Raw genomic sequence first — 22,497 nt, 5'->3', positions numbered from 1 at the left:
TCACTTTGATGGTGGTTTTTACACCAATCCTGATGAAAAGCGATGGGATCCCGGCCCTCAGCGGGAGGGCCGTTGTACATCAGCGAGCGGCGGCCCTGGCATCGTCGTCCAGAGCCGGACGGTCACCGCTAGGAGATCAGCCACAGGCTGGCGTTTTCATAGACGGAGGCGGACAGGGGGATCACCTGCATCCGGCGCTCGCCCACGGGAATGGAACTGCCAAAGCGACGGGTTACTTTGGTGTTCACCGCCAGCAGGTGGGCCCGGGCCAGAATCAGATCGTGCCAGGGGTCCTTGAGTTTCAGGCAGCCCCGAAACCAGCGCAGCGGCCCATCGCTCTCCAGCAACTGCTCCATGGCCCGGCTCATGAACACCGGGCTGCCATCGGCGCGCACTATGGCCAGGGCGGCATCATTATTGACCTTGTCCGCGTCCCACTGACACAGCCTCTGATGCACCTGATCCGCCAGAGCCCGGGCAGTGCGCACCGCCCCGCCCACATGGGATGACAGCACTCTGAACCCCGCCTGCTCGCCGGCATTGTACTGACGCTGGCGCGCAGTCCGATTAATGGCAAACAGGGCGGACAACTCCTTGACCGGGTAGACCCGGCCAATGGCATGATCCGCCTCCATCTCCCGGTACCAGCGGTATACGGGACTGGCTTCGAGGCGGGGCTTGATCCTGTCGCTCATGCACAGCGCCTCATCGGGGCGTTGCATCACCACCTGAAAGCAGGGGTCGAGATGGATCTGCCTCATGTAGCCCTGAAGCAGATCCTCAAGACCATGGGTGGTGCAGATCATATGCTGCCCCTGTCCGGGCTCGCGGGTGGCAGAAAGAAACACTTTGGAACCGCCAAAGGCGGGAGAGATGCGATCCAGCAGGCCATTCCACTGACCATCGATGGCACTGTCGTAGGCCTGCTCGATCAGGTCGAAAAGTACGTCGTCGTCCATTACCCGAAAATCCATATTATTCCCATGAATCCAGCATGGGCGGGTGCCTAAGCAACCCATAGTTATAGAGTTTTAATAGATGTATCTCTGTATGGGCTTGAGTGTAGTTCCCCAATAAAAATCCCGCCACAACGGGCGGGATTTTTTATACAGCTGCTGTCAGACAAGGCTGAAACTTCTGTCAGCCATCTCTAGAGTTCGCGGCGGCCACTCAAGGAGAGGGCCAGTGTGGTGCCATCCACATACTCCAGCTCACCACCTACGGGCACGCCGTGGGCGATGCGACTGACGCGGATGCCGCTGCCTTTGCACATGTCAGCGATGTACTGGGCGGTGGCCTCCCCCTCAACCGTGGGGTTGGTGGCCAGGATCAGCTCCTTGGGCGTCTCCTCGCGGATCAGCGCTTCAAGCTTGTCCAGGCCAATCTCATCGGGACCCAGGCCATCCAGGGGCGACAGGTGCCCCATCAGCACAAAGTAGCGACCGTCATACTGACCGCTGGTCTCGATGGCCAGTACGTCTGCCGGTGACTCCACCACACAGACCTGACCGGACTCGCCCCGTTTGGGGTTGGCGCACACGGGGCACAGAGGCTCCTCGGTGAAGGTGCGGCAGCGGCCACAGTGGCCCACGTCCGCCATCGCCTTGGACAGAGCCTCGCCCAGCTTATGGCCGGCCGCCCTGTCCCGCTCCAGCAACTGGAATGTCATCCTCTGCGCCGAACGTGGACCCACACCAGGCAGGCACTGCAGGCTTTTGATCAGGTCATCGACCAGGGGACTGAACTTCATTAGAAGGGCATCTTAAAGCCTGGGGGCAGACCCATGCCGCCGGTCAGGGCAGCCATCTTCTCTTTGGAGGTCTCCTCCACACGACGGGCTGCGTCGTTGCAGGCTGCGGCGATCAGATCTTCCAGCATCTCAACCTCATCCTCCATCAGGGAGGGGTCGATCTCAACGCGACGAACGCTGTGGCTACCAGTCATGGTGACCTTGACCATGCCCGCGCCCGCTTCACCGGTCACTTCCATGGCCGCGATCTCAGCCTGAGCCGCTTGCATCTTCTCTTGCATCTGCTGGGCCTGCTTCATCAGGTTGCCCATACCACCTTTACCAAACATATTCGGTTCTCTCTTTACTGGTTGAAGCTTGATACCAACTTCACTAAGTAATTGATCACTATGGCTTGCTTAAATTGCTCCACTCTACGTTGCGGGGCTTACTGTTAGAACAACCAGCAGTTGCGCCCCACGCCTTGATTGGAACAATTTCTCCGGCGCCCTAGGTTGACCACTTACTTAATGACGCTGGTATTAAGGGCCGTATGTTAACGGATTCGTTCCCGTTAGCTAAGTTTATTTATAACTGATCGATTCATCGATGAGTTGTGCGTCAAATTCTTCCATCAGCCAGCTGACACTGGGGTCTTCCAGCAGAGTGACCTTGGCCTGGGCCAGGCGCTCACGGTGCAGGCGACGGCGAATATCCAGTGGCGTCTCCCGCCCGGGCAGCTCACCGATCTCCACCTCCAGCTCGATGGGCTGCTGCCACAGGGCCACCATCTTCTCCTGGATCTGCCCCATCACGCTCTTGTGCATCAGGTGGCGCTGCTCGGGCTTGAGCAACAGGGTGACCCGGTTTTCCTGCTTCTGCATCAGCGAGTTGATCGCCAGCTGCCTGGCCCGGGCGGCCACGCCCAGGTCAAAAATTGCCTGATACCAAGCCAGATCCTCCGGATTGCCCGATGGCGCCGGGCCGTCACTGGCCTGCTGCGCCGGTGACACCGGTGCCGCAGCTTGGCGTGCTGGCGTCTCGGCTTGCGCTGATGGCGGCTGCACGGTTGCCTCAGGGGCCTGAGGCTGCGGCGGGGCCACCACCTCAGCCTTGGGCTGAGTGGTCACCTCTTCAGCCTTGGGTTGGGTCATCACCGCTTCGTGGTGAGGCGCCCTCTCCTGTGGCTGAGATTGGCTGCCATAGTCGCCATAGGCCTCCAGGGGGATGGACTCCGGGGCATAGGCCTCCTGGGCAGGCTCAGCTTGGGCAACTTCGGCCACAGGCTTCTCTGGCTCTGGGCTGTCCCCACTTTGAATGACAGCCTCTGCCTTGTGATCTGCGGCAGGCTCTGCCTGCTCGGGCTTGGGGCTAGCGGCCTTGCCTCCCCTGGGAGCCGCGCTCACCAGGGGCGTCGGCTTTTTTGATTCCTGCTCCTCGGCCTGACCCATCTGGCTGAGGCGTTCCCGGTTGGCCAGGGCTCGCTCCACCAGGCTCATGGGTCCACCGGTCGCCGCGGGCTCCTGGGTCGGCGCGACCTCAGGGGCACCGCTCTGTGGCGGCTGAACATCCTGCGGCTCGGGCGCTGGCTCAGACACTGGCTGAGGGGCGTCCACCACAGGGGCCTCGGCCTGCGACTCACTGGGCTGGGGCGCTTCCATCTGAGACTCGGGCTGCTCGGTTGTCTCAGGCACTGTGGCCTGAGCGGGAGCTTGGGGCTCAACCTCTGCCGTCGGTGCACCCCGAAGCTGCTCCGCCTGGTCCAGCAGCATCTGCTGCTCCGCAGCCAGGACATCCGGATCGCTGCTGCCCACCTGGGCGGGCTGAGGCTGGGGCGCAGGCGCAACCTGAGCCATGGGCGCCTGGGGCGCAATGGCCGCCGGCTGCTCGGTCAAAGTCGGTGACAGAGGCGGAACCTCAGTCACCGGAGAGAAGGCCAGGGTACGCAGCAGGGTCATCTCCAGGCCACTGCGCGGATCCGGTGCCAGGGTCAAGTCCCGGCGCCCCTCTGCCAGCATCTGGTACCACAGCTGCACCTGCTCTCGACTCAGGCGGCTGGCCAGGGGCAACAGCGCCGCTCCCTGCTCCTGAAGCCGGGCCGCATTGACGGAGAACTGGGTCATCGCCAGGGCATGAAGTAACTCCAGCAGCTGTTTCAGCAGGTCGTCATAATCCGGGGCAAACTGGTCGATCTCCTCCAGGGTCGCCATCATGGCGGCCAGGTCTCCGGCCACCAGGGCCTGCAGCAACCGCAGGCTGTAGCTGGCGTCCAGGGTGCCCAGCATCGATTGAACCTCGGCCAAAGCCAGATCGCCATTGCCGTGGGCAATGGCCTGATCAGTCAGGCTCATGGCATCGCGGACACTGCCCTCGGCGGCCTTGGCCAGCAGGTTGATCGCCTCGGGGACAAAGGGCACAGACTCCGCCTGCAACACCCGGCTCAGATGCTCGGCGATGCGCTCGGCGGGCAGGCTCTTGAGGTTGAACTGCAGGCAGCGGGAGAGCACGGTGACCGGCAGCTTCTGCGGATCCGTGGTGGCCAACAGGAATTTGACGTGCGGAGGCGGCTCCTCAAGGGTCTTGAGCAGCGCATTGAAACTGTGTCGGGACAGCATGTGCACCTCATCGATGAGGTACACCTTGAAGCGGCCACGCACCGGCTGGTACTGGACGTTGTCCAGGATCTCGCGGGTGTCATCCACCTTGGTGCGAGACGCGGCGTCGATCTCCATGAGGTCGACAAAACGACCCTGGGCGATCTCCTGGCAGGCGGCACACTGACCGCAAGGGTTGGCGGTTACCCCCTGTTCGCAATTCAGCCCTTTAGCGAACAGACGGGCGATACTGGTTTTGCCCACCCCGCGGGTGCCGGTGAAAAGGTATGCGTGGTGCAGGCGGTCCTGCTCCAGGGCGTTGGTCAGTGCCTTAAGCACATGCTGCTGACCAACCACCTCTTTAAAACTGGCCGGGCGCCACTTACGCGCCAGAACCTGATAAGCCATGGTATGTCCCGTAAAATCCTTCGAAGGCGATGCTTCGTTAAGAGGTTGATGCTATCACGGGAACCCAGGTACAAAAAAGCCGGGCTCAATGCCCGGCTTAGCTAGTCGACCATCAATCTCCGTCAAACTCGCAGAGTTTGGTGATGGTCAGACCCAGCGCTTCCAGCTTCTGCTCACCGCCCAGGTCAGGCAGGGAGATAACAAAAGCGGAGTGTTCCACTTCACCGCCCAGGGAGCGGATCAGCTTCACGGTGGCTTCGATGGTGCCACCGGTGGCCAGCAGGTCGTCCACTACCAGGACCTTGTCACCGGCTTCAATGGCATCAACGTGCAGTTCCAGGGTGTCCTGACCATATTCCAGTTCATAGGACTGGCCGATGGTCTTGCGGGGCAGTTTGCCCGGCTTACGTACAGGAACAAAACCCACACCCAGAGCGATGGCCAGAGGCGCACCAAACAGGAAGCCGCGAGCTTCGGTGCCCACGATCTTGGTGATGCCACAATCGCGGAACTTCTCGACGAACAGGTCGATAGACGCGTTGTAGGCCTCGGCATCCTCCATCAGGGAGGTCACATCACGGAACATGATGCCTGGCTTGGGGTAATCTGGAACGGTTTTGATGCTGTTTTTGATCAGCGTCAGTTTATCTTGGTTCATGGTTAAAGGGCTTACCATTTCGCCGCAGATGCGACGGCAAAAAAACAACAAAAAAGCCCACTGCGCTGAAATAAGGTTCAGCAGATGGGCCTTTTATGACTACTACCTTTTTCGGCTATAGCTTAAGCAGCTTTAGTTTTGGTTGCAACAGACGGATGTAACATTTCCGCCGCAATTAACGCGAGCTTTTGTTCCGTAAGTGGTTTTTCCATCCACACCGGTACTCCGCACTCCTCCATCTCCTCCTGAAAGGCCGGCCCGGCCTCGGTAGTTAACAGGATGATGGGCACCTGCTTAAACGCAGGGATCTCGCGAAGCATCCGGCACAGGTGGCACCCATCCATCATGGGCATCACCTGATCGGTCACCACACCGTCGAACTTGGTACTCTTGGCCGCAAGCAACGCCTGCATGCCGTTGTCTGCTGTCACCACTGACATCCCTGCCGCCGTCAGGACCTCCTGGATCCTCGCCCGGCTGCCGGGGTTATCGTCCACCACTAAAATGTGTTTGGTCATAATCCACACCCGACTCTTTAATCCTGAGCGCAGTCTACGTAACCCGCACCCAGGATGGTGTGCTTAAGATCACAACCAAAGAAGCAGATTCGGCGAAATTGGAATATGTTTGAAACAGTTTCCCGCCAAATTCACAACAAGCTCGCGTGGACTCTCAAATCATGAACAAGGTTTGACCACCACCCCGGCGCGGGCCATCTGACCCAGGATCTGGATCACGCCCTGCTCGATCACTTGCGGCTCAAACTGAGGGAACTGCCCCTGCATCGACAGGATCAGCGCTTCCGTGGAGATGGGCTGAGTGGCATCCAGCTTGGCCAGAAGGGCCTGAGTCATGGGGTTGATCGCCATAAAGGCGATATCCAGATCCAGGTTGCGGTACACCAGCAGCAGGGTGTGCGCTGGATCCACATCCCGGTTGTGTTCAGACACCTGATGGACCGGATAGTCATATTCGCCAATCTCAACCACCTGATTGAGCAGCAGCGGCACCTGATAGAGATCGTCGTTCACCGACAACGCTTGCTGGTGCAGGGCTTCGGGCATCACATCCAGCTTCAGCTCCAGGTACTCATAGGCCGCCAGGGCTTCCAGGTAGTGAGGATCGCAGTGGCGATGCTGCCAGCCCTGCAGGAACAACAGGAACTCGGCGGCGATGTCCACAAACAGCGGGGAGTGACTGTCGTGGGCGGCGAAAAACGCCTCCCTCAGCTCGGCCCAGTCCGCCTCCTGATACAGAGACTTGAGTACAGGAAAGCCACTGTCGACAAAGTTGCCGATGTTGTTGAGCATCAGCTCTCGGTAGACCGCCATCCGCTCGGCAGGAATCCCCTCGGGCGCCGGGTTGTTGGGATCGCGAATGTGGGCCATAAAGGCTTGTTGGCGGGATTTGAAATCGATCATGCGCTCTCCTTGACCCCTTTAACCTGGTCGGCAATCTGGTGAATGCGGTCGATTTCGGCGACCAGTTCGCGAGTCTGGGGCAGGTTAAAGTCCCGCTCCAGCAAGGTGGGGTGGATGCCATGCAGCTCGTAGGCCCGCTGCAGCAATCGCCACACAGGGTCGATCACCGGCGCGCCATGGGTGTCCACCACGAAATCATCGGCCTGACGGTAGTGACCGGCCACATGATAGTAAGCGGTGCGGCTGCCATCGATCCCTTCGAGGAAGGCGTCGGCATCGTATTTGTGGTTGATGCTGTTCACATAGATGTTGTTCACATCCAGCAGCAGCTTACAGTCGCTCTCCGCCAGCACCGCATTGATGAAGCTGACCTCATCCATGGTGGCGCCGGGTTCGGCGTAGTAGGAGACGTTTTCGATGATCAGAGGGCGCTCAATGATCTCCTGCACGGTGCGGATGCGCTCAGCCACATGGGTGACCGCTTCCTCGGTGAAGGGGATGGGCATCAGGTCGTACATATGGGCATTGCCGGAGCAGTAGCTCAGGTGCTCGGAGTAGAGGTCGATGCCATAGGTGTCGAGAAACACCTTAACCTGCTTCACAAACCCCACATCCAGAGGCGCCGGGGCGCCGATGGAGAGGGACAGGCCGTGGCAGACGAAGGGGTACTGCTCCGTCAGGGCCTTGAACTTGCGCGCCAGCTTAGGCGGCACCTTCATCCAGTTTTCCGGCGCCACCTCCAGGAAGTTCACCGAAGGCGGTACACCATCCTGGATAAACTCATCCACCATTTCACGCTTTAAACCGAGTCCGGCCCCTGAAATCATACTGCTCTCCTTCTGATCCTATGGATTAAGGCTGACTGCAACATTAATCCATATGAATCTGGTTTCCATCGCCTAGGGTCTGTTGATCTTCGGTGGTAAATTTTTGGCTGAGGATGACGGCGAGCAATCACGGAGCTCGATTGCAGGCATAGTGGTCCTACGTCAAAATCGAGCGACACAGAGTGGTCGTCGTCAGTCCAGCCCCGCAGGGCGCCAGTATCGCTTATATCATCAAGATGCCTTCGCGAAACTCGATAGTCATCAACACATCAAAGTGCTTCTGGCGCAAAAGCAATCAGCGAAGGTCTACAGACCCTAATGAGAAGGCTGGCAAACGCCAGCCTTTCTCTGAGGTTAGGTCAGGCTGGGACCTTAGGCAGCGCCACCGCACTTACCTTCGCCACACTTGCCCTCTTTGGACTTGGACTCGCCGCCGCACTTACCTTCGCCGCACTTGCCCTCTTTGGCCTTGGACTCGCCGCCGCACTTACCTTCGCCGCACTTGCCCTCTTTACCCTTGGACTCGCCGCCGCACTTACCTTCGCCGCACTTGCCCTCTTTACCTTTGGACTCGCCGCCGCACTTACCTTCGCCGCACTTGCCCTCTTTACCCTTGGACTCGCCGCCGCACTTACCTTCGCCACACTTACCTTCTTTGTGCTTGTCACCGTCCAGCTGGTAACCCGCGGTCAGTTCCTGAGCGGCAAAGGGGTTGGTATCGGCCGCCGCAGCGCCCATGGATACGCCAGCTACACACAGACCCAAAGCTGCAGCAACAGTGGTTTTCTTCATAGTATTCATCTTAAGCTTCCTTCTCTATATCTTCGATTTTTAAACCATTGTTAACCCAGCGCCGTAGTTCGCTGGCTTACGAGAATAGACCCAGCGACCTCAGGATCTATTTCACAATATAACAACTTTTTTTGATCTTGCCGGTTTTCAAGCCGGTTTTATCCTGTTAGGGATGATGCAACCTCAAGGTGCTGGTACACTGTCGCGCCTTGATAGAAGTGGGTTTGGCGGGCTATGAGAGTGATTCTGGCGCCGATGGAAGGGGTGATGGATCCCCTGATGCGGCAAGTGTTCACAGAGATAAACAGTTACGATTTGTGCGTCACCGAATTCGTTCGGGTGGTGGAACAGCTGCTGCCGGCAAAGGTATTTCGCCGTCTCTGTCCCGAGTTGGATCAGGGGGGGAAAACCCTGGCCGGCACCCCGGTGCGAGTTCAATTGCTGGGACAGCACCCACAGTGGATGGCCGAAAACGCCGCGGTGGCCGCGGAGTTAGGCTCGCCAGGCATCGATCTGAACTTCGGCTGTCCCGCCAAATCGGTCAACCGCTCCAATGGTGGCGCGGTAATGCTGAAAACCCCGGAACAGATCCACCAGGTGGTCCGCCAGGTACGCGCCGCCGTGCCCGCTCATCTGCCGGTCACCGCCAAGGTTCGCTTGGGCTGGGACAGCGGCGACAGAGCCATGGAGATCGCCGATGCCGCCGCCAGCGGCGGTGCCGCAGAGCTGGTAGTTCACGCCCGCACCAAAGAGGATGGCTACCGGGCCGAACGAATAAAGTGGACCGCCATCGCCCCCATCGCCAAAGCGCTGTCCATTCCGGTGATCGCCAACGGGGAAATCTGGAACCGGGCCGATGCCCTGGCCTGTCAGCAACTGAGTGGCTGTGAAGACATCATGCTGGGCCGCGGCGCCCTGGCGGTGCCCAACCTGGCCAACGTGGTGCGCGGCACCGAGTCCGCCTACTCCTGGTCGCAGGTGGCGGCGCTGATGGCCGATTACGCAGAGCGGGAGATCAGCGGAGAGAAGTCCATCTACTTCCCCAACCGCGTTAAGCAGTGGCTGCGCTATATCCTGATGCAATACCCAGAGGCGGAGCCCTTCTTCGTGGAGCTGCGAGTTCTGCGCTGCGTCGACGCCATCGTCGAGTTGCTCAAGCGGGAGCAGGATAGAGCGTTCGAACTGGAGCAGAAGGGCGAGCCGGTGTTCCCCTCTATATAAAGAGAGAAAAGGAGAGCCGCGGCTCTCCTTTTTTGTTGGGGGATTTAGAAAACTGAGGGGGTGCCTTTGAGTCGGACAGGAACTGTTTCCGGAGCATACCCAGACTCCGCGACCTAAAGACACTGGGCTCCGGCGTTCGCCGGAGTGACTGTGCTAGGGGGAGCGCCGCAGGGTTAAGCCAGCTCTGTGCGAATCGGCTAGATACAACATTCCCAGTTCCTGTGAGCAAAGACGCTGGGTGACCGCGCACACCGGAGCGACTGTGCGAGGGGGAACGCCGCAGAATTGCGTCAGCATCATGCGAGTCTGCAAATTCAGCTAAATAAATCGCTTTGATTCAACACTCTCTCAGCACCCACATTCGCCAGCGACAACGCGCTCCCCTGCCAACACGCACAATCGTCTTCCCGGCGCACGCCGGGATCCAGTGTCTTTCAACCACCGCAAAGTCCTAAAAATCAAAGACACTGGGCTCCGGCGTTCGCCGGAGTGACTGTGCTAGAGGGAGCGCCGCAGGATTGAATCGACTGATTACGAACCTGTCTGCCCCAAGTCCGTAAGCCCGAGCCCACACCGGGAGGTGGCCCTCCCGATGCAGCTCAAACTTCGTGGGCAGTTTTTGCCCCTGATCCCACTATATATAGCCAACCACTTTCGAGAGGCTTCTACCCGCCGTCCAGCACCGACACCGAGAAGGAGGCCGGACTGCCCTTGGGGGTGGTCACCGTAATAAACAGGCTGCCCAGGGTGCGCTCATTGGGGCTGGTCTCCTGCTCGACGGTAAAGCCAAAGGCCATGGGAATCAGGCTGTTGGTGCTGCCCACGCTGTATTCGGTCACCCCCACCAGCTCACCGTTGGAGGCGGATGCGGTGATGGTGGTGCCGTAGGGCAGCGGGTTGTTGTTCTCATCAGAGAGGAACAGCAGCACTGACTGACTGGCGTTGCTCACCAGATCCAACTGACTGACGTTCTCGAGCGCGCCGCCGCTGCCCACCTGACGCAGTTTGCCAAAGGGTACACTGCCGGACATCACCAGAGTCAGGTTACGCCACAGCATCAATTGGGCGTGCTGAGGATCCAACCCGGTATCCACGCACTGAGCCGCCGCATCCCCGTGGCAAAGCAGGCCGGTATAGAGGCCATCCACGCCATCAAACTGACCATCATTGTCATAGTCGAAGAACTCCTCCTCCACGGCCCCGGCGGGCACCGCCCCACTCACGCTCAAGCCATCGGTGCTGTAGTTACGATAGTGCTCATCCTCATTGTCATCCCGGAACGCCTCGGTGCGGTCGACAAAGGTCTCCGGCGCGCCATCAAACACCCCGTTGCCATTAAGATCCACGAAGCTCTCTTCGCCAATGAGCCGCACCATCACCGAGGCGCGCCCGGGCCTGGGCTCGGCGATGATGGAGTCCTGGCCACTGACGTGATCGGCCATGGTGGCCCCCAGACAGGGAGGCAGGGAAGCATCGGGACAGCTGACGGGGGTTGAGGCAAAGGGCCTTGGGCTCTGGCTGCGCCAGGCCACCTGACAGGCCCCCTCGGGGTTGGGGCGGTCATCCTTGGGGCCGGTTTCACAACTGGCATCGATGGCGCCCCCCTCGGTGGTAAACACCACCATGGTGCCGTCCGGGACCGGGTTATTGAAGTGATCCGCCGCCATCATGGTCAGCAGCACCTGTTCACCGTCGAACTCCCAGGCCTCGGGATTGAGCACGCTGGCGCTCAGGGAGAGGCTGTTGTCGTCCGCCAGCCCCGTGGTCACCACCAGGGCATCGGAGAGGTTCGACACCACCGCAGGGTGACCGCCACTGTCGCTGCCGGCCCACACCGCAAACACCTTCACCTGAGTCGGCACATCCCCGGCGCCCACGGTCACCGACACCACCCCCTCACCGTTGGAGTAACCCACGGCGAAGCGGCTGAGATCCGAGGTGCCTTCAGGCACATTGGGACAATCCGCCAGATCCTGCGGCAGAGGCTCGGGGCTTAGGGTCAAACCACCCACCTCGGTGGAGAGCTCGAAGCACACCTTCTCCTGGGTCGCCGCCGCACCGGACTGGTCCAGCAGCCGGAAACTGACCAGGGCGGTTTCGGAGCGCACCCCGGCCCCCTGGATGCCGCCACTGCCTTTGAGCGCCAGCAAGCCGGGCTCGGCCGAGACAAACTGCAGCGAGCCGATGGCCGCGTCCGCCACCTGTACCAGGGTCTGGCCCACCACGGTGCTGCCACCGGTCTGGGCACTGACGCTGATCCTGTCCTCGCCCTGACATCCCTGTGCCAGGTAGGTGGCCAGCCCCACTCCGGCCACCGTGGTCACCGGGGAGTCGATGACCGCCAGCCCGGCCGCGGCGCACTGGGAGCTGAGCTCCAGCTCAAGCGGCTGGTCCACCGCCAGGGAGCCATCCGGATTCAGGGTTTCCACCCGGATGATGGCGCTGCCGCCGGCGGGCAAGGTCTGGCTATCCAGGGAATTGCTGACCGACAGGCTGACGCTCACCCTGCCCACCTCAAACGCCAGTTGCTGGGACTGGTTGGCGATGCCCACGGTCAGCTCGCCGGCGCCGAGGTCGCCATTGGCATAGAGATCCAGCAGGGCCCGCCCCTGGGCATCGGTGATGGCGGTGCCTGCCGCCGGGCTGATGGCCCCCAAGGTAGTGGACGCGGTCACCAGCCGCTGGGCCAGGGGCTGGTCGCTGCCGCTTTGGGTCAGAGTAATGGCGATGATCCCGGGCTGGGTATTGGTGATGTTGGAGGTGGCCTGGCACACCTCGAAATTGCGGGCGCTGCGATCCCAGCCCGAAGCTGCGCTGCAGTCATACAGGGCCAGGGCAATTTCCGGCACCACCGAGCTGGGGTCAATCTCATCCCCCAGGGTGACAAAGCCCAGGCGGCTGGTCACCGAATCGAAGCTGGCCTCCACCTCCGCAGCCCCCTGCACGCTACCCGCCTTGAGCAAGATGCTGGCGCGGCCGTTGCTGTCGGTCAGGGCGGTGGCGCTGGCAGGCAGAAACTGGCCCAGGGTGGTGCTGAAGCTCACCACCCGTCCCATTACAGGCTGCTGAGAAGCATCGAGCAACTGCACCTGAATCAATCCGGGGTCCGAGGCGGAGATCTGACTGGTGGCCGCGCCACTCTGGCTGCTTACCAGCGACAGCTGCAACTGCTCCCCGCCTGCGGTCTCGCCGGCACTCTCCTCTCCTAAGGTGGCAAAGGCCAGGGATCGGCTTAGCACCGTACCCTCTATGCTGACCGCGCCGTGCACCAGGCCCGCACCGGCGTCGCTGCCCGCCAGCAGGGTGACACTGGCGATGCCTTCAGCGTCGGTCAGGGCGGTGCCCATGGAGGGGGTCATCGCCCCCACCTCGCCCAGGGTAAAGCTCACCAGGGTGTCGGCCAGAGGCTGGCCATCATCGGTCAGGTGCGCCCGAAGCTGACCGGGCTGGGTGGAAGAGAGGGTCTGCAGAGGCTGGCCCTGAGTATCGGTAAGGGTCAGCTCGAGATTCAGGGTTTGGGCATCAAAGGGGGTGCTCACTTGGGCCTGGGTGCCATAGCTGCCCCGGACCTCCCCCTGCCCTTTGAGGCTGCCCGCAGCCAGGGTGACCCTGGCCTCCCCGGCGCCATTGGTGGAAAGCTGGTAAGAGAGCGCAGTCTCCATCTTGGAGCCGCTGATCTCAATGCTGAGATCTCTGGAAGCAACGCTTCCTCTGACAGAGCTCAGGCGAGCAACCAGCTGCAACTCTTCACTGGAAAAAAACTGCTCAACCTGCTGTCCTGACCCATTAAGCAGTTGCAAACTCAGGGCATACGTGGCAGGGGATTCCTCTGCACTGCCCTCCTCGAGGCCATCCCCACCTCCGCAACTCACCAACAAAATCAGAAAAAAAGAGACAAAAATCTGACGAATGACAAAATCCATTGTGGGACTCCCTGTCACACCGGGGACACCACTCCTTAGCATCCCGACAACCTTAAGACTAATCACTCACAACGAGTTTGCCACCCCGAACCATCATCAAAGCAATATCAACCCATTGAGATTGCAGATTTCTACATTTACCCCCTTTTTTCCGCTGCAAAGTTCCTGCTAGGCTTAGGCCGCAAATAAAAAAGAGAACCGAATGAAGGAAGTTGCATGTCTGAAAAAATGCAAAAGAAAATGGGTCTGACTGCCAAGATTTTGATTGGCATGTTCGCCGGTATTGCCATCGGCGGATTGTTGCGGGTCCTTTTCCCAGGCAGTGAGCTGGTAGAAACCTATCTGGTGGACGGCCTGTTCAGCGTTATCGGAAACATCTTCGTTTCCTCGCTGAAGATGCTGGTGGTCCCCCTGGTATTCGTATCCCTGGTGTGTGGTACCGCCTCCCTGTCTGATCCAGGCAAGCTGGGCCGCCTCGGTGGCAAAACCCTGGCGTTCTACCTGACCACCACCGCCATCGCCATCACCCTGGCGATCACCGCAGCCATCATCGTGCAGCCTGGCAACGCCTCCCTGGCGGCAGAAGGCCTGGCCTTTGATGCCAAAGCGGCGCCACCGCTGAGCCAGGTGCTGGTGAACATTGTCCCCAGCAACCCCATCGATGCCATGGCCAAAGGCTCCATGCTGCAGATCATCGTCTTCGCCATCATCTTCGGTGTGGCCATCAGCCAGAGCGGCGAGCGTGGTGCCCGGGTACGTAACTTCTTCGAAGACATCAACGAAGTGGTGATGAAGCTGGTCACCATCCTGATGCAGCTGGCCCCCTACGGCGTATTCGCCCTGATGGCCAAGCTGGCGCTGACCCTGGGTCTGGAAACCTTCGGAAGCGTCATCAAGTACTTCTTCCTGGTACTGGCGGTGCTGTTCATCCACGGCCTGGTGACCTACCCCACTCTGCTGAAGGTAACCACCGGCCTGAACCCCATCACCTTCCTGAAGAAGATGCGCAGTGTTCAGCTGTTCGCGTTCTCCACCGCCAGCTCCAACGCGACCCTGCCGGTTACCATTGAGAACGCCAACTACCGTCTGGGTGTGCACAACAACATCAGCTCCTTCTCCCTGCCCCTGGGTGCCACCATCAACATGGACGGTACCGCCATCATGCAGGGTGTGGCCACGGTGTTTATCGCCCAGGTGTTTGGCATCGATCTGACCATTGGTGACTACATCATGGTGATCATCACCGCCACCCTGGCCTCCATCGGCACCGCCGGTGTACCCGGCGTCGGCCTGGTGATGCTGGCCATGGTACTGAACCAGGTAGGCCTGCCTGTTGAGGGTATCGCCCTGATCCTGGGTGTGGACCGTCTGCTGGATATGGTGCGCACCGCGGTGAACGTCACCGGTGATGCCGCCGTTACCGTGATTGTGGCCAAGTCCGAAGGTGAGTTTGAAGCCGACGTCTACCACGATCCCCTGGCCGGTGCTCACCTGATGGGCGACCGCAAGGCTGACAACGCCTAATCGCCAGTTAACGTGACCAAGGGCCCTGCGGGGCCCTTTTGTTTTTCTGGGGGTTCAGCGAACCGCCTGTTACACCATTCAAAGTTACCTGAACAAAGACGCTGGGCTCCGGCGTTCGCCGGAGTGACCGTGCTAAGGGGAGCGCCGCTGGATTGTGTTGGCTCAGTGTGAGCCTGCCGGATACAACACTCCCAGTTCCTGCGAACAAAGACGCTGGGCGACCGTGTGCGCCGGAGTGACTGTGCGAGGGGGAGCGCCGCAAAATTGCATCGGCTCCGTGCGTGCCTGGCAGATACAACACTCCTTGCCTCAGCAAGCTTTACCAATCGGTGGCCAACTCATGCATTCCAATGCCAACCTCCCAGCACCCACTACCGCCAGCGACAACGCGCTCCCCAACTCACACGCACAATCGTCTTCCCGGCACACGCCGGGATCCAGTGGCCTTAGAACTCCGCAGAATCCTCAAGAGCAAAGACACTGGGCGACCGTGTGCGCCGGAGTGACTGTGCGAGGGGGAACGCCGCAAAAATGCATCAGCCCTGTGCGAGCCTGCAAGCTCAGCTAAACACGTACCCTTGCTTCATCGAGCAATCTCCCAGAACGCACTGCCGCGAGCAACAGCGCGCTCCCGAACCCACACGCACAATCGTCTTCCCGGCGCACGCCGGGATCCAGTGGCTTTCAATTTCCGCAAAGTCCTCACGAGCAAAGACGCCGGGCGACCGTGTGCGCCTGAGTGACCGTGCTAAGGGGAGCACCGCTGGATTACATTGGGCCTGTGCTAGCTTGCCATCCCAAGCATCCGCGAACAAAGACGTATATGGACGCCCCTGCAGTTGCAAGACATTGATGAGATCGGTTTGCGGACGTATATCCGGCGTCTGTATTACCTTCGAGAGGTAGCGCCACAATGTGGTCCGAACCTGACCACCTTCACGCTGGAACGACATTCTCTGTCGGTCTTATGTCAGGCTCTTGCCAGGCCGGATAACCGTTTTTCATCAAGTTATGCAAACTCAGGTTGCTTGGTACCCTCTATTCCCCTCTTAAAGTGGAGGAAGTGGTTATTTGGAAGCTGTGAAAGCGTGATTCAACTCGAACTGGCTGCCGCTGACCGTCATGCTCCAGGCAATCCGGGCCAGTTTATTGGCCAGGGCCACGATTGCCTTGCGCTTGCCCCGGCGCACTATCAGATTGCTCAGCCATCTTCCCAGCCTGTCATTTCGTTTGGCCACATGAGCGAAGACCGCTCTTGCCCCGTGAATTAACAGCACCCGCAGTTGCTTGTTTCCTGCCTTGGTAATGCTGCCCAGCCGGGTTTTGCCTCCGGTGCTGTGCTGCTTTGGAACCAAGCCACACCAAGCCGCCAGTTGACGACCGTTGGAAAACTGTCGGCCGTCACCCACTTCACTGACGAAAGCTGCCGCGACAATGGGACCGAACCCCGGAATGCTCTGCAAAAGTTGATAGCGGGGTTGCTGTTTGCACAGCTGATGAATCTCCTGCTCTATGGCTTTGATCTCCTCATCCAGAGCCTTGAGCTCCCGCTCCATCCGCAGCAACAGCCCCCGCATGACAAAGCTCAACCCGTTATCGCCATCTTCAACGGATTCGGGTAACTGATTTCTCAACAGCTTTATCCCGGTACTGAAGTTAACGCCATATTCTCCTGCCAAGCCACGTATCTGACAGGCCAGTGCCGTTCTGTAGTCGACCATTCTCTGCCGGACGCAGCGCAGAGCCTTAATGTCTTGCTGCTCAATGGTCTTTATGGGAACTGGATGCAACTTAGGGCGGAAAGCCGCTTCGCAAATGGCCAGCGCATCATTGGCATCGTTCTTTTGCGCAGACACCATGGGTTTTACATGTTGTGCGGGGATGAGCTTCACCTGGTAACCGGCTTGCTGGAGCCGCCTTCCCCAATAGTGAGAACGAGCACAAGACTCCATGGCCACCAGTGTATCCGTTGGGAATTCAAGGAGTGTGTGCAGCAGCTTTTCTCTTTTGACCTTGCGGTTCCAAAGGATGGAGCCATCCTCCAGCAGAACGCAAACCTGAAAAACACTCTTGGCTAAATCAATTCCAATGGCTTTAATAGACATGATGGACGCTCCTCTCTGAATTATGTGTCGCAACTTAATTCTGGCGCATTTGACGCCGTATCGTAGGGGGGCGTCCATCACATCACTGGGCTCCGGCGTTCGCCGGAGTGACTGTGCTAGGGGAGCGCCGCTGGATTGTTTTGGCTATGTGCGAATCTGCCAGATTCAAAGCCCGGGCCACCTAGGAACTTTTCTGCTCACCGAACCGAGCCCCACCCGAATCAACAACCTCTCAGCACCCACTGCCGCCGGCGACAACGCGATCCCCAACCCACACGCACAATCGTCTTCCCGGCGCACGCCGGGATCCAGTGTCTGTGAACGGTCACTCACCAGCAAAGGCCACCCATAAGCGCTTTCAGTCACAAGATTCAGCCTGACTTGCATGTGCCCTAAGTTTCCCCGGTGCGACCGGTTCCTTGTCTACACTGATCTCTGAAGGCGCAGGAAATGGGGAAAAACAATGCAACGACTGCAACTGTTAGGGGTATGGGAGCGCAGCTGCCAGCTGGTGATCAGCCTGCACAACGACCTGGTCAATCAGCTCCACACCGATCTGGGGCAGCGGCTGTCCAAATCGGTGATCGCCGTTTCCAGTCACCTGGCCAACTGCTACGAAACCAAACCTCTGTGCGAGTCCAGTCTCAACGCCGCCAATGGCGCCTTGGGAGAGCTTCAAGTACACATTGAACAGGCCCATGAACACAACCTGCTGCCCCTGGCCACCACCCACAACTGGTTGCAGGAAGTGAAAACTCTGCGCAATCAGGTGGAACAACTGCTGGCCCAGTGCCATCAGTTAAGCCCCAGCAATCAGTCTGCCTGACACCTTGCCAAGGCTTATTCTCGCCGGAAAACTAGGGCCCCAGAACCCAAGCGGTCACTACCTTTTCTCGCTTGCCCGCGATCAAAAGTGAAGCAAAAAGTCGACAACTCGCCGAGATAACCAGGCCAAAAATCACGAAAACCCCAAATTAGATCACATCGTAAAAACAGCCTCCTTGTCCTTTCGCTGGCCTCCGATGCGCTCAATTTTGCGTCACCCCTCAAAACTCATACCCCCTTGCGAATCCAACTCAGAAATCCATTGACATATGACTCTGTGATAATGAGAATACCTCTCATTATCAGCATTATTACAATATTTCTACAAGGAGTTGATTGTGAAACCTTCCTATCGCTGGGCTGCCTGCGGTGTGTTGCTGACCGCCCCAGTCGCCGCAATGGCCGATGAGATGCAGGACATTGAGCGCATTGAGGTGGTGGGTCAGCTGAACCGCTACTCGGCCACCAAGACCGATACCCCCATCATCGAAACCGCCCGCTCCATCACCATCGAAACCCAGCAACAGCTGCTGGACAAAGGGGTGCTCTCCCTGGACCACTCCTTTAACTACAGCGCCGGTGTGACCGGTCAGACCTACGGGTTCGCCACCCGGGGTGACTGGATTAAGGTCCGCGGCCTGGATGTGCCCCAGTACCAGGACAGCCTGCAGTCGCTGTTTGGCAACTACAACAACACCCGCGCCGAGGTCTACACCCTGGAGCAGGTGGAGATCCTCAAGGGCCCGGCCTCGGTACTCTATGGTAAAGGCTCTCCAGGCGGTCTGGTGAACGTGGTCAGCAAGCTGCCCAAGGATGTGGCCAGTCACGAGGTGGTGTTTGAGTACGGCACCCACGACCGCAAACAGTTTGCCTTCGACTCCACCGGCGCCATCACCGACGACGCCGACCTGCTCTACCGGGTAGTGGGCCTGTGGCGTGACTCCGACTCCCAGATTGACCATGTGGAGGACAACACCAAGGTGTTCGCCCCCTCCCTCACCTGGCGCCCCACCGACGCCAGCGAGATCACCCTGCTGGTGAACTACACCAAGACCGACAGCGATCCTGCCGCTCAGTTTCTGCCCATGGTTGGCACCCTGCTGCCCTCCCCCAACGGCAAGAAGATCGACGCCAGCACCAATGTGGGCGATCCGGACTTCAACAACTACGACGCCGAAACCCTGTCCACCACCATCCTGGCCAGCCTGGATCTGAACGACTACTGGCGTCTGGGCTTCACCGGCCGCTACACCGACGCCGAGGCCGATTACAACCAGGCCTGGACCACCTTCCTGCCCACCAGCAACCCACTGGTGATGGGCGCAGACCGGTTCATTACCCTGCCCGATGGCAGCCTCTACAAAGATGGCCTGACCCCGCGCACCTTCTACATCAGTGACGCCAGCTCCCGCCAGACCGCCGGTGATATCCGCCTGTTCGGCAGCTTCGAGACCGGCGCCCTGGAACATGAACTGCTGATGGGCATCCAGTACCAGGACGTCACAACAGATAACGACTTTTCCCGAATTCGAGGCCTGGGTGCCCCAGGCACGGAATTCCAACAGTATGGTGACACCTACTGGCAGAACCCCTTCAATCCGGTGTACGGCAGCAACCTGCCTCCCATGGAGCTGCTGATGAGCAAATATCAGTACCAGCCCAGCACCAACAGCACCGATCTGGGGATCTACATCAGCGACCAGATCTCCCTGGAAAACTGGAGCCTGACCCTGGGGCTGCGCTACGACGACACCGAAACCGAGGCGACCAACGCCAAGCAAAGCGACGACGCCTACAGCTTCAGTGCCGGCCTGATCTACAACTTCGATAACGGCTTTGCCCCCTACGTCAGCTACGCCGAGTCCTTCGACCCTGTGATTGGTGACGACGGTCGGGGCAATCCGCTCAAACCCCAGGAGGGCGAACAGCTTGAAGTGGGCCTGAAGTATCAGCCCAACAACTTCCCAGCCCTGGTAACCCTGGCCTGGTTCGACATCGAACAGAGCAACCTGTCCGACCCTCTGTCTCAGATTGGCGAGTACCAGCAGCAGAAAGGGGTGGCCAAGATCACCGGGCTGGAGCTGGAAAGCTTCGTGGAGCTGGGTGAGTTCACCGTCGAGCTGAATGCCAGCAAGCTGGACACCGAAGATCCCAACGGCTTCCGCCTGGCCAGTGTGCCCGAGTACCAGGCCTCCACCTGGGTTGGCTATCGCCCGGCGGCCCTGGACGGCTTCAAGTCCGGCCTTGGTGTGCGCTACATGGGCAGCAGCTACGACGGCGCCGATCTGTACAAGACCCCCTCCTACACCCTGATGGACCTGATGGTCGGTTATGAGTTGGAGCAGTGGGATTTCACCCTCAACGTGCGCAACCTCACCGACAAGGAGTACTACGCCACCTGTCTCTACCGTGGCGACTGCTTCCCCGGAGATGAGCGCACCATCAACGGTCGCATCAAGTATGTCTTCTAACCCCTTGATGATGCCCCTGCCCGGGCCGGCACTGCCGGCCCTTGGGCTGATGATCCTGGGCAGCTTGCTGATCTGGCGCCACTGGTGCCAGATCAGCAAACACAGCGCACTGTTGTGGGGTGGTTGGGGCGCCATTGCCCTGGCCACCCCGCTTTGGGTCATGCACGCCGGTCCGGAGTTTGGCGTCATCTATCAGCTCACCACCCTGTCTCTGTGCACCTGGAGCCTGGCAATGCTGGGCAGACAGAAGCTCTCTGCCAAGGTCCCACAGCCTCGCCCGCCCCAACCGGTTGGCGCCTCGAAAAAACGTCTGGCCGCCGCCAGTGCCAACGCCATCCTGCTGGGGGCACCCGCCGCGGCGCTGATCACCCTGGCCCTGTGCAGCCTGATGCCCATGGACCAGGTCAATCGCATGGTGGTGGCCTCACTGCTGTTTCCCCTGCTCTGGGCTGTGGTGACCGTCTGGGTCACCATGGGAGACAGCCACCTGAAGAAATCCCTGTCACTCGGTGCCCTGGCGCTGGTGAGCCTGGGCCTCTATTGGGGAGTCATGTAATGAGTGTCCGAGACTTTCAAAAACAACTGGCCCTGTCCCACACCCGAGTCGGCCTGCTGATCGCGGCGCTGCTCTACATCCTCTGCCTCTCCGGCACCCTGCTGGTGACTCAGGCGGAGTGGGAGCGCTGGCAACAACCCGAAGTGAGTGAGTACTCACAGTTGCCTGCGGCCTCAGGCCAACGGGCCCTGGATGACTTCATGGAGGCCACCGAAGAGGTGCCCGAACGGGTATGGCTGGTGTTTCCCCGAGAGGAGCAGCCCAGGGGCCACCTCACCGCCGGAGACACCGAATACTGGCTGGAACCAAACGGTGCCCGGGGCCCCGACGTCAATGAAGGCGCGGTTCACACCCTGGCAGAGCTGCACACCCATCTGCTGGTACCCGGCCAACTGGGGATTACCCTGGTGGGGATCCTCGGGGTGCTGATGCTGGGCCTGACCCTCTCAGGGCTGCTGAGCTATCGCCGCCTGTTCAAGGACGCCTTTCGGGCCCGCTTTGGCAGCCGCGGCCCCCAGGGGCAGGTCGACCTGCACAACCGGCTGTCGGTCTGGGGCCTGCCCTTCCACCTGATGATCGCCCTGACCGGCGCCTTCTTCGGCGTAGTACTGCTGCTGCTGGCCCTGGCGGTACCGCTGAAATACCAGGGTAACCAGCAGGCGCTTATCGACCAGGTGTATGGTTCCGACCCGGTACTGGACCAGGAGCCCGCCCCGGTCAACCTGGACCGCATCCTGAACACCTTGGCCACCGAAGCGCCGCAAGCCAGCCCCATCTACCTGATCTGGCAAGATCCTAACCAGCGCAGCCAGTACATCGAGGTGGCCGCCAGCCTGCCGGGACGGCTGATCTACTCGGAGAACTACTTCTTCGACACCTCTGGCAACTACCTGGGCAAACAGGGGATGTCTGACGGCCCCTGGGGCCGCCAGCTGATCTACTCGGTCTACCGGCTCCACTTTGGCCATTTCGGCGGCCTGCCCATCAAGCTGCTCTACCTGGTGATGGGACTGTCGCTGACCGTGGTCTGTGTCTCCGGCATCAACCTGTGGCTGAGAAAGACGCCCCGCAGTGTGCGCCTGCAGAGCCTGTGGGCCGGTTGGGTGTGGGGGACGCCCCTGGCCCTGGTGGTGGCCGCGGCCATGGAGCATGGCCTGGGCACTCCGCCACTGGGGGTGCTGCTGTTCACCCTGGGGCTGACCCTGCTGTGGGCCTCGGTGCAGCAGAGAGTGCCTCACAGACGCCTGCAACGACTGCTGGCCCTGGGGATTCTGGCCCTGCTGCTCAGCTACGGCCTTAAACACCCGGGCTGGACTCAGAACGGCGCCGCCCTGGCGCTGAACCTGGGGATGGCCGCCAGCGCCTTCTGGCTGCTGTGGCGTACCCGCAAAAAGCTGTGGCCCGCCATCGAAGCCACCCCCTCCACCGACACGCCATGATCAA

At 60.0% G+C, this 22,497-nt stretch carries 17 protein-coding genes; 6 read left to right on the top strand and 11 right to left on the bottom strand.

Annotated features, from left to right (window positions below; all coding sequences use genetic code 11):
* Positions 1-128: 128 nt before the first annotated feature.
* The 9 genes from QUE41_RS06170 to QUE41_RS06130 form a co-directional block, all read right to left on the bottom strand.
* Positions 129-974: a hypothetical protein gene (locus QUE41_RS06170; protein ID WP_286342007.1), complete on the bottom strand. Its 846-nt coding sequence runs from the start codon at positions 972-974 to the stop codon at positions 129-131.
* A gap of 176 nt (positions 975-1,150) precedes the next feature.
* Positions 1,151-1,750: a recombination mediator RecR gene (gene recR / locus QUE41_RS06165; RefSeq protein WP_286342006.1), complete on the bottom strand. Its 600-nt coding sequence runs from the start codon at positions 1,748-1,750 to the stop codon at positions 1,151-1,153.
* Positions 1,750-2,079 (bottom strand): YbaB/EbfC family nucleoid-associated protein, encoded by a 330-nt coding sequence (locus tag QUE41_RS06160; RefSeq protein ID WP_028108078.1) that lies wholly within the window; start codon positions 2,077-2,079, stop codon positions 1,750-1,752. The genes recR and QUE41_RS06160 overlap by 1 nt, the downstream gene beginning before the upstream one ends.
* 234 nt (positions 2,080-2,313) lie before the next feature.
* Positions 2,314-4,731 (bottom strand): DNA polymerase III subunit gamma/tau, encoded by a 2,418-nt coding sequence (dnaX, locus tag QUE41_RS06155; protein WP_286342005.1) that lies wholly within the window; start codon positions 4,729-4,731, stop codon positions 2,314-2,316.
* A gap of 112 nt (positions 4,732-4,843) precedes the next feature.
* Positions 4,844-5,389: an adenine phosphoribosyltransferase gene (apt, locus tag QUE41_RS06150; protein ID WP_286342004.1), complete on the bottom strand. Its 546-nt coding sequence runs from the start codon at positions 5,387-5,389 to the stop codon at positions 4,844-4,846.
* A 122-nt stretch (positions 5,390-5,511) separates the two neighbouring features.
* Positions 5,512-5,907, bottom strand: a complete 396-nt coding sequence (locus tag QUE41_RS06145) for a response regulator (RefSeq protein WP_051215809.1) — start codon at positions 5,905-5,907, stop codon at positions 5,512-5,514.
* Between the two features lie 159 nt (positions 5,908-6,066).
* Positions 6,067-6,810 carry an HvfC family RiPP maturation protein gene (locus QUE41_RS06140; RefSeq protein WP_286342003.1) on the bottom strand — a complete coding sequence of 248 codons (744 nt, stop codon included), beginning with the start codon at positions 6,808-6,810 and terminating at the stop codon, positions 6,067-6,069.
* Positions 6,807-7,637 carry an HvfB family MNIO-type RiPP peptide maturase gene (locus tag QUE41_RS06135; RefSeq protein ID WP_286342002.1) on the bottom strand — a complete coding sequence of 277 codons (831 nt, stop codon included), beginning with the start codon at positions 7,635-7,637 and terminating at the stop codon, positions 6,807-6,809. The genes QUE41_RS06140 and QUE41_RS06135 overlap by 4 nt, the downstream gene beginning before the upstream one ends.
* A 372-nt stretch (positions 7,638-8,009) precedes the next feature.
* Positions 8,010-8,438 (bottom strand): HvfA family oxazolone/thioamide-modified RiPP metallophore, encoded by a 429-nt coding sequence (locus tag QUE41_RS06130; RefSeq protein ID WP_286342001.1) that lies wholly within the window; start codon positions 8,436-8,438, stop codon positions 8,010-8,012.
* Between the two features lie 225 nt (positions 8,439-8,663).
* Between QUE41_RS06130 and dusC the strand changes: the two genes are divergently transcribed.
* Positions 8,664-9,650: a tRNA dihydrouridine(16) synthase DusC gene (gene dusC, locus QUE41_RS06125; RefSeq protein WP_286342000.1), complete on the top strand. Its 987-nt coding sequence runs from the start codon at positions 8,664-8,666 to the stop codon at positions 9,648-9,650.
* 665 nt (positions 9,651-10,315) lie between these two features.
* Here dusC and QUE41_RS06120 read toward each other — a convergent pair.
* Positions 10,316-13,450, bottom strand: coding sequence for an invasin (locus tag QUE41_RS06120; RefSeq protein WP_286341999.1), 3,135 nt, complete (start codon positions 13,448-13,450; stop codon positions 10,316-10,318).
* A gap of 339 nt (positions 13,451-13,789) precedes the next feature.
* Between QUE41_RS06120 and QUE41_RS06115 the strand changes: the two genes are divergently transcribed.
* Positions 13,790-15,097, top strand: coding sequence for a dicarboxylate/amino acid:cation symporter (locus QUE41_RS06115; protein WP_286341998.1), 1,308 nt, complete (start codon positions 13,790-13,792; stop codon positions 15,095-15,097).
* 1,067 nt (positions 15,098-16,164) lie between these two features.
* Here QUE41_RS06115 and QUE41_RS06110 read toward each other — a convergent pair.
* Positions 16,165-17,202, bottom strand: a complete 1,038-nt coding sequence (locus QUE41_RS06110; protein WP_286341021.1) for an IS110 family RNA-guided transposase — start codon at positions 17,200-17,202, stop codon at positions 16,165-16,167.
* A 463-nt stretch (positions 17,203-17,665) separates the two neighbouring features.
* Between QUE41_RS06110 and QUE41_RS06105 the strand changes: the two genes are divergently transcribed.
* The 4 genes from QUE41_RS06105 (at position 17,666) to QUE41_RS06090 (ending at position 22,493) form a co-directional block, all read left to right on the top strand.
* Complete coding sequence (locus tag QUE41_RS06105) at positions 17,666-18,028, top strand: four helix bundle protein (protein WP_286341997.1); 363 nt, start codon at positions 17,666-17,668, stop codon at positions 18,026-18,028.
* 337 nt (positions 18,029-18,365) lie between these two features.
* Complete coding sequence (locus QUE41_RS06100) at positions 18,366-20,498, top strand: TonB-dependent siderophore receptor (RefSeq protein ID WP_286341996.1); 2,133 nt, start codon at positions 18,366-18,368, stop codon at positions 20,496-20,498.
* Entirely contained in the window at positions 20,488-21,054 is a 567-nt protein-coding gene (locus QUE41_RS06095) for a hypothetical protein (protein ID WP_286341995.1), read from the top strand. Before QUE41_RS06100 ends, QUE41_RS06095 begins: the two co-directional genes overlap by 11 nt.
* The gene (locus QUE41_RS06090) at positions 21,054-22,493 is read left to right on the top strand and encodes a PepSY-associated TM helix domain-containing protein (RefSeq protein WP_286341994.1); all 1,440 of its coding nucleotides are present in this window, start codon (positions 21,054-21,056) and stop codon (positions 22,491-22,493) included. Before QUE41_RS06095 ends, QUE41_RS06090 begins: the two co-directional genes overlap by 1 nt.
* The last annotated feature ends 4 nt before the right edge of the window (positions 22,494-22,497 follow it).

The sequence above is a fragment of the Ferrimonas sp. YFM genome, assembly GCF_030296015.1.
In the GTDB taxonomy this organism is placed as follows: Bacteria; Pseudomonadota; Gammaproteobacteria; order Enterobacterales; family Shewanellaceae; genus Ferrimonas.
This window is presented reverse-complemented; position numbering and strand designations above follow the sequence as displayed.